Source organism: Petrachloros mirabilis (genome assembly GCF_975968855.1).
The window spans coordinates 1-10,854 of the sequence record NZ_CDLUDY010000077.1 but is presented as its reverse complement, the minus strand read 5'-3'; the positions used below and the strand labels follow the sequence as shown (position 1 = coordinate 10,854).

Here is a 10,854-nt window from a genome sequence, read left to right as displayed (position 1 = left end):
GGAGCGAGGCAAAGATCGCCGGCCCGACTTCTTTGGCGGAATCAATCAGCACTTGGGTCCGCTCTCCCACGCGGCCCTTTCGTTCCCACTCCTCCAGCCGGCGATGTGCGTTATCCACCATCACTATTGAGGCATCCACCATGTCGCCGATCGCCACGATGATTCCGCCTATCGACATGATGTTCATCCCAATGCCCATGAGGTACATCGGAATGAATGAAATCATCACGGCGAGTGGCAATGTCATGATGGGCAGCAGCGCGGAACGGAGATGCAGCAAGAAGCCGATAATCAACACGGTGACGACGATCAGTTCCTCGACGAGAGTGTCTTTCGCGGTGGCGATTGACTCACGGATCAGATCGCTGCGGTCGTAGGTCGTAACGACCTTGACACCCTTTGGCATCGACGGCTCCAGCTCCTTGAGTTTCGACTTGATCCGCTCGATGACCGTCAGAGCATTTTCCCCGAAACGCATGATGACGACTCCACCGACCACCTCGCCTTTTCCATCAAGGTCGACTAAGCCACGCCGCATGTCGGGCCCAAGCCTGACGGTGGCGACGTCCCGCAGTAAGATTGGCGTTCCGTTCGGATTGACACCGACGGAGATCTTCTCGATATCGCCGACGGACTTGATATAACCCCGTCCGCGAATCATGTATTCGATACCCGAGAACTCCACGACGCGGCCACCGACGTCTTCGTTGCTTTGCCGAATGGTTTCGACGATGTGGGGAAGCGAGAGCTTGTAGGCGAGAACCTTGGTGGGATCGAGGTTGACCTGATATTGACGTACGAAGCCACCCACGCCGGCCACTTCGGCGACGCCGTCGACACTGAGCAGCCAGTAACGGAGGTACCAATCCTGGAACGATCGCAATTCGGCGAGATCGTGCCGGCCTGTCTCATCGATCAAGGCATATTCGAAGATCCATCCAACCGAGGTGGCATCAGGCCCCAATTGCGGTGTGACACCGTCGGGGAGTCGGCCCGCAAGCTGGTTCATGTATTCGAGAACCCGGCTTCTTGCCCAGTAAATATCCGTACCGTCTTTGAAGAGCACATAGACGTACGAAAAACCAAAGTCAGAGAGGCCTCGGACCACGGTGACTTTCGGGGCGGACAGAAGTGCAGAGACGATCGGGTAGGTGATCTGATCCTCGACGAGATCAGGAGAGCGGCCTGGCCATTTGGTGTAGATGATGACCTGCGTGTCGGAGAGGTCCGGGATGGCATCCACCGGAGTATGCTTCATGGCCCACAGGCCGGCAGCTGCCAGGGCGAAGACAAGCAGAAACACGATGAACCGGTTGCGGGCGCTGAATTCTATTATTCGTTCGACCATGTTCGCTCGCGTAGCAGGCCCGACGCCAGGGGGAAGAAGCTAATGCTCGGGAAGAGTTGGCCCCTCGCCTCGAGCTTTTCCCCCGTGTCTGTATTCATTTCATGCCCGGCATCCCCGCCATCCCGCCGACTGCGGCCTTCAACTGGCTTTCCGAGTCGATTAGAAAATTCGCCCCTGTGACGACATGTTCTCCTTCTTTCAACCCTTCTTTCACCTCTACCAAGTCACCCGCCCGCGCACCCAATTTGACGTTTCGCCATTCCAATTGTCCGCCTCCATGGTGAATGAAGAGCAGTTGTCGTTCTCCCGATTCCAGGATGGCGTCTCTCGGTACGACGAGTCTCGTGCCAAGGGGAATCTTGAGTTCTACGTTGGCGTACATATCGGGTTTAAGTTTCTCGCCCGGATTGTCCAACTCGAACCGCACCTTTGCCGTGCGCGTCTTGGGGTCGAGTGTCGGATAGATAAACCCCACGTGTCCGTGCATCTTTGTGTCGGGATCGTAGGAAAGGGTGACGACCGCTTTCTGCCCGATCTTGATGTATGGCAGTTCATATTCGTAAATGTCGGCCAGCACCCATATATGAGAGAGATCGGCAATGAAGTAGAGCTCCGTGCCCGGCGTCACGTAGGTTCCGGCTCTCGCCTCCATTCGAATCACGGTTCCTGAATTCGGGGAGTGTATGGGGAGCGTCCGTAGGACTTTGCCGGTCCGTTCAAGATCACGGATATGGTTCTCTCTGATGTCCCAAAGCTGCAGCCGGCGGCGTGTGGCTTCAAGCAACTCTTTGGACCCGCGGGCCACTTCCGGAAATTCGCTTTTCCCCAGCTCCCGATAGCTCTGGAGTGCCAGCAAGTATTCTTCTTGAGTCGCCACTAGGTCCGGGCTGTAAATCGCAAACAACCGTTGCCCCTTTTCCACGTGATCGCCGACGGCGCTGACCAACAATTGTTCGATCCATCCATCGAACTTGAGATTGACACGGCCGACCAAACGTTCGTCGATCTCCACGCGTCCTACCGTTCGGATCACCTTGTCGAGCGGCTGACGTGCCGCCTCCTGGAATTTCACCCCGATTGTTTGGAGGCGTTCGGGGGCGATCGTCATGGTGTTTGCCCCCATGGCAGTCGTCTCCCTTGGCAGCTCTTTTTCCGCTGTCCGATGTTCGAGCGGAATTTCGGGAGCCTGTTCTAGATCTGCCATGCCTGTTCCGGCTTGCTTGGTCGGTTCAGACGGCAGCGGCGCGGGCGCGTGATCCTTCATCCAGAAGACCACGGCAATCCCGACGAGGGTCAGAAGTACTGCTCCGATGATAAACGCTCGTCGGTTCATCGGTGAATCACCCTGTTGACATTGGGCGTTACCTGTTGCGAGGTTTTCCCTGTGTATCCGGAGGCAAGAGAAGGAACCGGTTTTAGCGAGCTGCCCGTCACTTCTTCCAATCGAGCCATTGCCTTCTCGTGCGCCACCATTTCCCCGTGCAGTTCCAATTCGCTTTCCTGCAGAGTCAGCAAGCTGTTGAGTAAGGTCAGAAAGTCTACCTTCCCAACCCCGTAGCCGGCCTGAGAAGCCTGTAAGGCCATCGTGGCCTGGGGAATAATGGCGTCACGCAGAATCGTCACGAGCCGCTCGGCGCGCTGTGCCTGAACAAAATCGTCCTTCACTCTGAAAAGGACGTCCTGCCGAGAATTGACCAGGCTGTCCCGTGCGCCGGAGAGTTCGGCCTGCGCCTGGCGTACACCCTCCCGTTGCTTCGATGTGTGGTAAAGCGGAATGCTAATGCCGAGCATCACCTGATACCCATTATCATTAATCCTGTCGTTCCTGAGTCCAAGCGCGCTCACATCGAAGTCCGGGTAGTATTCTCTTTTTGCGAGTGCCACGGCCTGCTCGCCTCGCTCCACTTCTTTGGCAGAGGCCTGCAGGACCGGAGAAAATTCATCTGCCCGACGACTCAACTCGGGAAGGGAAACCGTCAGCATTGTCACCTGGATCTCCTCCGGTGTACCGAAGGGGTTGGCAGGAGGACGAAGCAGCAGGCGATTGATGGCCGCATGCAGACTTTCCTTTTGTTGGTCCAGCACTGCAAGACGGTCGAGGACGCGAGACAGTTCGACTTGGGCGCGGAATACATCCTGCTGGGCGGCTTGGCCGACGGCGTAGCGTGAGTTGGCGGTTTTTTCGAATTGGGTGAGGAGGATTTTGTTTCGTTCGACGACCTCGATGGCCTTGTGGACGTAGTGTAGGTCGAAATACTGTTGCTTGAGCCGGGCAATCAGCCGGAGTCGGGTCGCCAGATATTCCTGCTCGATCCGGTCCGCCTTCCGTTGGGCCACCTCACCCTTTAAACTCAATTTTCCGGGGAAGGGAATTTCCTGGCCGACTCCATACATGGCTCCCTGTAGAGGGTCTGCCATGGGCATCCGCTGATAGCCGAACTGAAGTTTTGGATCAGGGAGGGCCTGGACCTGAGGTACTACCGCTTTTGCCGCTTCCCAACGTTCTCTTGCCGCCTTTATCTCAGGGTTGGCGGCTTCCAGTTCCGTTATCAAATTGGGCAAGCTGACTCGCGGTTCCGTAACAGGTTTGGCAGAAGTCGATTCTTGTGTTCCGGCCCTGGCTTCTGCATGAAAGTCCGATGCGAAGCTGCGATGAACAGAGGAAACGAAAAGAAACAGACCAAGAATGACAGATACGAAAGGTCGGATGCGAAAATATGTCACGAGACACCTCCCATGCCTGGTTAACGGGCTTATGCCGGTCATGTCCGGCATCCAACCTCATAAACGCAGCTGAGGCGCAGTATCAGATTCTGAGCACAGAGACGGAGCGTGTGGGGGAGGGAACAAGGGATGAGACGCTGCTCCGGGGGAATGACGTGGGGGTCGATGAGTATAACTGAGAGAATCCAGAACCGACGACACCTTCGCCTTGATCGAGGACGTCCACGGATACCGTAGATGCCGTGTTCGTCTGACGTTGTGGAGAAGCCGTGAGCGATGTCGGACAGGTGATCGAGCTTTCCATCGGACATACATGGGTTCTTACAGGCAACAGGGAATATCCACCTCCAAGAGAGACGTCCGGAGCCATGCACATGAATCCGCTCACCTGGCAGAAAATGAATAGGCTGAGCAATGCCACGTTGAGAGCGCGCAGGCCCGATAAGGGCTGGATCCTTGAAAGACGCATAGGAAACGACATTCCTTGGCCTGTAACGACTAGATATAAAGCAAGTTTTAGGCCCATCTGTCTAGTGCGGACTTTTAGTAGGGACAATTCAGCGAACTACGCCGAGTTCAGTGCAAGACTCTCAGACATACGCTGGTGCATTTTGCAACAATCCTCTATTGTGTGCGGACCTGTAATGCCCCAGCATTGATAGGGTCCGGCGACGTCGTCACCTCATGCATTCCGAAGAGTCAGTCAAAACGCGATGATCGGTCCATCCATCTATATCGGCTTCTGGCACAGAGTTCGCTTTTTTGCGAAGGTAACACGATGATCAAGGAGGAGTACTCATGGAAAACCGACATTCATGTTGCGCAGCAGGACAAGCCGTCTTTTTTGCCTTCCTCGGAGGGGCTCTTGCTGGAGCGGTGGCGGGGGTTCTTCTCGCCCCGAAGTCCGGGGAAGAAACCAGGCGTGAGTTGAGGGGATACGCCAAGCGAACGGAGGAAGAAGTGCTTGAACGGGCAAAGGAAGCGCGCAATGCCCTGGACGAGATGATCGAAAAAGGTAAGCAGTATATGGCGGAGAGAAAAGCCGACGTTGAAGCTGCGATTCGCGCTGGAAAAGAGGCGATGAAAGAGCGACGGGAAAAGGGCACCAGTTGAGAGGCTTACGTGCTATCCATTCGTTTTCATGGTCGAGGCGGACAGGGTGCGAAGACCGCTAGTCGGATCGTGGGAACGGCGGCGTTTCTGGAAGGCTATCAGGCGCAAGACTCGCCGATTTACGGGGCAGAACGTCGCGGTGCTCCGGTATCTGCGTTTACCAGGATCGCCAAAGAGCCGATCCGTGAGCGAGGTTTCATTACGCGCCCCGATCTCGTTTTGGTTGGCGACGCGTCGTTGATTCAAGATCCGGCGGCTCGGGTGCTGGAGGGCATCGATGAACAAACGGTGGTGTTCGTCAATTCACCACTTACGGCCGATCAGTACCAGGTTCAGACTTCGCTCCCCGGCAGAGTCACGACACTCGACGTGACGGAGCTCGCCCTCCAGCAACTGGGGAAGCGTAGCGCGATCAGCGCGCTGCTCGGTGCTATCGCCGGGCGACTCGTTGGCTTCCGTCAGGAGTCAATCCGTGAGGCCATTGGCCGGGAGCTTGCCGATCTCGGACTCGACGGTTCGGTGATTGAACGCAATCAAGCACTGGCGCTTCAGTGTTACGCCGCCGTTCCCGTGGTTTCCGTGACCGCAGGTCCCTCCCAGCCGAAACTTTCGGCACAGCTTCAAGTACCCGTCTATGAATCTCCGACTAGAGGCACTGCCAGGATCAGCGCAGCGGGGAATTCGGTACTGCGCGAAACCGGCGGCTGGCGAACGTTCAGGCCGGTACTCGTCCCTGAGAAATGCAATGGCTGCTGGCTCTGTTTTGCCTATTGCCCCGACGGGGTGATTTCGATGACAAAAGACGACAGGCCCGTGATTGATTACGACCATTGTAAGGGATGCCAGATTTGCGTCCATGAATGTCCTACCGATGCATTGGTGGCCGAGCGGGAGAAGGAAGGGGGAGTAGCGTGGCGGGCGAAATGATGACCGGAAATCTCGCGGCTGCATGGGGGGCGCGGCTGGCCGGCGTCGATTACGTTCCCGCGTTTCCCATCACGCCCCAGTCGGAAATCGTGGAGTCCCTGGCCAAGTGGTGCGAGAACGGCGCAATGCCGGCACGGTTTGTGACGATGGACTCAGAGCATTCAATGATGACGGCGGCCGGAGCAGCCGCGGCCACGGGAGTCCGGGTTTTTACCGCCACATCAAGTCAGGGGCTCCTCTATGCGTTCGAGGTGCTCTATTCGTTGTCCGGGTGGCGGGCGCCCCTCGTGCTGGTCAACGTTTCGCGGGCGCTGGCGGCGCCGATCACGCTTGAACCTGATCACAACGATGTGTTGGCTGCGCGAGACTCCGGTTTTCTGCAGATCCATGCCGAGACCTGCCAGGAAGTGTTGGACTCGATTCTTATGGCCTATCGGATTGCAGAGGATGAGCGTGTCATGTTGCCGGTCATCGTCAATCTGGACGGCTTCTATCTTTCGTTCACCCGTGAGCCGGTGCTGCTTCCTGATCCGGAGAAAGTCGGGCGGTTTCTGCCGCCGTTCCGCCCCGGTCACCTGGGCTTCAAAGCGTCCGCCCCACATGCGCTCGGCGTGGCAGTTCTCGGCGGGACCCCGTACTCGTATTTCCGTCATCAAATGCATCTGGCCGCGATGAACGCCTTAGAAGTGCATCAGGAAGCGGCTGCAGAGTTCGAGCAACTGTTCGGACGGCGGTACGATGTGGTGGAGGGTTATCGGCTCGACGATGCGGAAGATGTGCTCGTTATGACGAACGCCTTTGCAAGCAAAGGCAAGGCGGCCGTCGATACGGCCAGGTCGGAGGGCAAGCGAGTGGGATTGCTGCGGCTTCGCATGATCCGTCCCTGGCCGGCAGAGGCCATTCGCCTGGCGTTACAAGGTCGCCGGGCCGTGGCAGTCCTGGATCAGAATCTCTCTCCTGGGCAGGGCGGGATTCTTTTTCAGGAGTTGGCAGCCTGTCTTTATCATGAAGCCCTGCGGCCGCGGGCGCTCTGTTCCTTCATCGGAGGCCTGGGAGGGAAAAATCTTTCAGAGGGGGAGCTGCGGGCGATCTTTGAACAGACGGCAAAAGCCGGAGTGGAAGGTAAAGGGGTCGGTCCGGTCTTGTTGTTCACAGAAGCCGAGCACCGGGAAATGGTGCAGCTGCAAACTCTTGCCGCCGAATCAAAAACTGATGGCAAATAGCTGAGAGGTTCCGTCATGCCGTGGCAACGCGAGACATTCAAGAAGATCAAGCAGATTCCCCGCGAAGAGCATGTGCTGCCGGGAACGGCGCTCTGTGCCGGATGCGGAGGGTTGGAGTCGTTGCGGCTTGCGGCGAAAGTGTTGGGCGACGATGTCGTCTATGTGAACGCAGCCGGGTGCTTTACGATGCTGGCGGCGTATCCTTTTACGCCCTTTAAGGGTTCCTGGCTCTACACCACGATGGGGTCGGCTCCGGCCGGGGCGCAGGGTGTGCGCGACGCACTCGATGTGTTGATCGCCAAAAGGCGGCTCCCCGAGCACGAAAATCTGAAAGTCGTGGTGTTGGGAGGAGACGGCTCAACTTATGACATGGCTCTCTCTTCGACTTCGGGCGCCATCACCAGAAAACTCGACTTCTATTATTTCTGTTATGACAACGAGGCGTACGGGAACACAGGTGCGCAACTCTCTCCTGCAACACCCTACGGTGCCAGGACGACCACTTCGCCCTGCAGTCTGCAGCATCCGTCAGGCACCGTGCAGGAAAAGAAAGACATCTTTGAGATCTGGCGGGCGCACAACCCTCCTTACATAGCGACCGTCTCGCCGCGATACCCGTTGGATCTGGAAGAAAAGTTTGCGCGGGCCGCAACATACACAGGTCCGAAGCTATTCCTTGCACTGGCTGCCTGTCCCACCGGCTGGCTCTATGACCCGGGAGAAACTCCTGAAGTTGCCAAGCTGGCGGTGGAGACCGGACTCTGGCCCTTGAAAGAAGCGATCAACGGAGAAGTCACCCACACCTACATTCCTAAACGCAAGCCGGTGGAGGAATATCTCAAGCTACAGGGCCGCTTCCGACACCTGTTTGAACCGACAATGCAGACGGAAGTCATCTCGCATATCCAGGCAAGGGTCGATGCCTACTGGGAGCAGGTTAAAACGGCGGAGATGACGGCCGGAAAATGAATTGAGTTGATTCGGAAAGAATCAAAATGTCTCTGAGTTCTCCAACGCTATTCTATATCGGGATACAGGCTTTTCTGGGCGTGACAGTTCTGGGAGGATTTTGTGTTGTACTCTCAGCAGGTTGCATGGAAGTCGACCATCGCCACGGAGCACAACCGCCTACCCCTCAGCTACTAACCCCCGATACCAGGCATGTGGTTATACTCTCTTCTTCGGCTCGCATGGAACATCGCAGAGTGATGTTGCAGCACCTTGAAACTATCCAGGTCATCATGAACGCGCTGGTAGAAGAAGATTACGATCTAGCGAAAGGTTTGACCGAATCCCATTTGGGTTTCTTCATACATCGGCAGGCCATGGCAAGTCAGCAGCCGGATAATTTCCCACCGGCCTATCATGATCTGGCCATGGCACACCACGAGTCGGCCGAGGAGCTCGGACGTATCATACCGACCAAAGATCTGAAGCAGATCCTCCCGAAATTCAATAACGTTTTGAAAGCCTGTGTGGCGTGTCATCTCGAATATAAAGTCGGCGGGCAGGGATAACATCATCGTGGAGGAACCATGACCGTGCAGAGCAGCATCAGCGCATTTTTCCAAGAGGATCACGATCGGCTTGATGCGTTATTTCAATCGTTCCAGACGTTGAAGCGCCATGATTTTGAGAAAGCCAAGGAGGCGTTCAAGGAGTTCAAGATCGGACTTCAGCGGCATATTGTATGGGAAGAGGATCTGTTGTTTCCGCTATGGGAACAGAAAACCGGCGTGTCGGATGGCGGACCGACGTTCGTCATGCGGGCGGAACATCGACAGATCGCTGAACGACTCGATGCGATCCATCAGAAGGTGGCCGAGCGGAATCCGGAAAGCGATCAAGACGAACAGGCCCTGTTAGCCCTGTTGGGAGCCCATAACATCAAGGAGGAGCGGGTGCTCTATCCTGCGATCGATCAGGTGACGACGCAGGATGAATGTCAGGATGTGTTCCGAAAAATGAAGGATATTCCTGAAGACCGCTATCGTGCGGGTTGCGGGGGCCCTGTCGAATGACAGAAGTAGGAATGAGGAGGCCATGATCGGTTCAAGAAGCTCGGTGGGGCTATGGGCGGGAATCAGCATGATTATCGCGGCGTGTTTCCCTTCCGGCCTGAAGGCGGAACAGCCGGGCGCGGTCGAGGCAGGGCGCAACGTCTTCAACGGGAACGGAATCTGTTATTACTGCCACGGTGTGGATGGATACCGAAACAAGATGCCAGAATTGGCTGCCGATACGGCCGCAATCATTTCGCGTCTCGATCCACAACCGGCCGATCTGCGGAATCCAACGACGCTGCGGCTCACAACAGACAAGGAGCGTGCGCGGGCTATTCGTGAAGGACATCCGGGCACCGGCATGTTTCCGGACTCCACACTGAAGGACGAAGAAATCAGAGATGTTCTAGCGTACCTGGCCGTGTTGCGGAGAGAGGGGAGGGGAGAAAAGTCCCGTCCTTCGCAGTGAGACCAAGCCTCCGCCATTTCTACCGCACATAGCGCATATTCATGAATCCGCTCGGACAACGAATCGGCTTGGTCTTCGCGCTGACGCTCCTGGGGATCGTGGGCGCCTTCCTGGTCGAATTATTTCTCAGCGCGAGCTCCGATCGACACTTCGGGCACACACAACGTGGACATGTTGTGGGGTGGGTCGGTTTGGCTGTCATCATGCTCGTGTTCGTCTATTCATTAAAGAAACGGTACGGGATGAAACTTGGAACGCCGAAAGGTTGGCTCCACGTTCATATCCTCGCAGGCGTCCTTGGTCCTCTGCTCATCCTGGTCCATTCGGGGGCTCATTTTCACGCGCTCGTGCCTCTTGTCACGATGGGGATCATGGCGATCGTTGTGATCAGCGGGATCGTTGGTCAGGCGATCCATGTATGGGCACTCAGAACTCTCAACCAGCAGCGCCGCCGGTTCATTGAAGAAGGACTGCCTCCTGACATGGTCGATGAGCGTTTGGATGAATTGGCCTCTGAAGAGGAACTGTTCAGGTGGTGGCGGGCCATCCATGCTCCATTCACGATCACCTTTGTTGTCCTGGTCGCATGGCATGTTCTAGGGGCGTTGTACTTCGGCGGCTTGTAGACTATGAGTCAGCGCCCGATTCAGAAAACGGTCGTGAAAGTAGTGGTGGGAGGAACGATCCTACTCGCGGCCTGGATCATCTGGGGATCCTTCAACGATCCGGAGGCCATGTGGGCACCGGGCAACTTGCGCCGTTCTCATGCCGCAGTGGCTTCCTGTGCTCACTGTCATGTTCCCTTCCACGGGCCAAGCTCAGCGAAATGCACGGGGTGTCATTCCGAAGAGTGGTTCACCCAGGCGTCGATGCCGGAGATTGGCCAACGTCATGTCACAGCTATTCAGCAGCAGCGTTCATGCCTCGCATGTCATACGGAGCATCAGGGCCGTCGATAACGTTGTATGGCTGGGGGGAAATAACAGTCCTTCGTGCCGATGAAGCATAAATCACCGATTAGAATAGGTGGTGCGCGGATCGAGTCGG

Annotated in this window: 11 protein-coding genes; 8 read left to right on the top strand and 3 right to left on the bottom strand. The window is 56.5% G+C overall.

All coding sequences use genetic code 11. The annotated features are described in order from the left end of the window. The 3 genes from ACWVCN_RS03325 to ACWVCN_RS03315 all read right to left on the bottom strand — a co-directional run. Window positions 1-1,348, bottom strand: a 1,348-nt coding sequence (locus tag ACWVCN_RS03325; protein WP_455244094.1) for an efflux RND transporter permease subunit, incomplete at its 3' end; no start/stop codon positions are given. 94 nt (window positions 1,349-1,442) lie between these two features. Then, a complete protein-coding gene (locus ACWVCN_RS03320) occupies window positions 1,443-2,681 on the bottom strand; it encodes an efflux RND transporter periplasmic adaptor subunit (protein ID WP_455244093.1) in 1,239 nt (412 codons plus the stop codon). After that, window positions 2,678-4,072, bottom strand: a complete 1,395-nt coding sequence (locus ACWVCN_RS03315; RefSeq protein ID WP_455244092.1) for a TolC family protein — start codon at window positions 4,070-4,072, stop codon at window positions 2,678-2,680. The genes ACWVCN_RS03320 and ACWVCN_RS03315 overlap by 4 nt, the downstream gene beginning before the upstream one ends. A gap of 798 nt (window positions 4,073-4,870) precedes the next feature. On the opposite strand from ACWVCN_RS03315, the gene ACWVCN_RS03310 reads away from it, so the two are divergent. Genes ACWVCN_RS03310 through ACWVCN_RS03275 form a run of 8 tightly spaced genes read left to right on the top strand, consistent with a single transcriptional unit; the run spans window position 4,871 to window position 10,433 of the window. Then, window positions 4,871-5,185 carry a YtxH domain-containing protein gene (locus ACWVCN_RS03310; protein WP_455244091.1) on the top strand — a complete coding sequence of 105 codons (315 nt, stop codon included), beginning with the start codon at window positions 4,871-4,873 and terminating at the stop codon, window positions 5,183-5,185. A gap of 9 nt (window positions 5,186-5,194) precedes the next feature. Beyond that, the gene (locus ACWVCN_RS03305) at window positions 5,195-6,112 is read left to right on the top strand and encodes a 2-oxoacid:acceptor oxidoreductase family protein (protein WP_455244090.1); all 918 of its coding nucleotides are present in this window, start codon (window positions 5,195-5,197) and stop codon (window positions 6,110-6,112) included. Further along, the gene (locus ACWVCN_RS03300; RefSeq protein ID WP_455244089.1) at window positions 6,097-7,335 is read left to right on the top strand and encodes a hypothetical protein; all 1,239 of its coding nucleotides are present in this window, start codon (window positions 6,097-6,099) and stop codon (window positions 7,333-7,335) included. Before ACWVCN_RS03305 ends, ACWVCN_RS03300 begins: the two co-directional genes overlap by 16 nt. A 15-nt stretch (window positions 7,336-7,350) precedes the next feature. Next, entirely contained in the window at window positions 7,351-8,304 is a 954-nt protein-coding gene (locus ACWVCN_RS03295; RefSeq protein WP_455244088.1) for a thiamine pyrophosphate-dependent enzyme, read from the top strand. Between the two features lie 26 nt (window positions 8,305-8,330). Next, a complete protein-coding gene (locus tag ACWVCN_RS03290) occupies window positions 8,331-8,852 on the top strand; it encodes a hypothetical protein (RefSeq protein ID WP_455244087.1) in 522 nt (173 codons plus the stop codon). An 18-nt stretch (window positions 8,853-8,870) separates the two neighbouring features. Further along, entirely contained in the window at window positions 8,871-9,356 is a 486-nt protein-coding gene (locus tag ACWVCN_RS03285) for a hemerythrin domain-containing protein (protein ID WP_455244086.1), read from the top strand. Between the two features lie 22 nt (window positions 9,357-9,378). Next, on the top strand, window positions 9,379-9,807 hold the full coding sequence (locus tag ACWVCN_RS03280) for a c-type cytochrome (RefSeq protein WP_455244085.1): 429 nt from the start codon (window positions 9,379-9,381) through the stop codon (window positions 9,805-9,807). Between the two features lie 41 nt (window positions 9,808-9,848). After that, window positions 9,849-10,433, top strand: coding sequence for a hypothetical protein (locus ACWVCN_RS03275; RefSeq protein WP_455244084.1), 585 nt, complete (start codon window positions 9,849-9,851; stop codon window positions 10,431-10,433). The last annotated feature ends 421 nt before the right edge of the window (window positions 10,434-10,854 follow it).

Excerpts from the sequence above, each read along its gene's own strand:
- ACWVCN_RS03320 (WP_455244093.1), bottom strand. The coding sequence starts at position 2,681 with ATGAACCGACGAGCGTTTATCATCGGAGCAGTACTTCTGACCCTCGTC.
- ACWVCN_RS03285 (WP_455244086.1), top strand. The coding sequence starts at position 8,871 with ATGACCGTGCAGAGCAGCATCAGCGCATTTTTCCAAGAGGATCACGAT.
- ACWVCN_RS03275 (WP_455244084.1), top strand. The coding sequence starts at position 9,849 with ATGAATCCGCTCGGACAACGAATCGGCTTGGTCTTCGCGCTGACGCTC.
- ACWVCN_RS03310 (WP_455244091.1), top strand. The coding sequence starts at position 4,871 with ATGGAAAACCGACATTCATGTTGCGCAGCAGGACAAGCCGTCTTTTTT.
- ACWVCN_RS03295 (WP_455244088.1), top strand. The coding sequence starts at position 7,351 with ATGCCGTGGCAACGCGAGACATTCAAGAAGATCAAGCAGATTCCCCGC.
- ACWVCN_RS03280 (WP_455244085.1), top strand. The coding sequence starts at position 9,379 with ATGATCGGTTCAAGAAGCTCGGTGGGGCTATGGGCGGGAATCAGCATG.
- ACWVCN_RS03290 (WP_455244087.1), top strand. The coding sequence starts at position 8,331 with ATGTCTCTGAGTTCTCCAACGCTATTCTATATCGGGATACAGGCTTTT.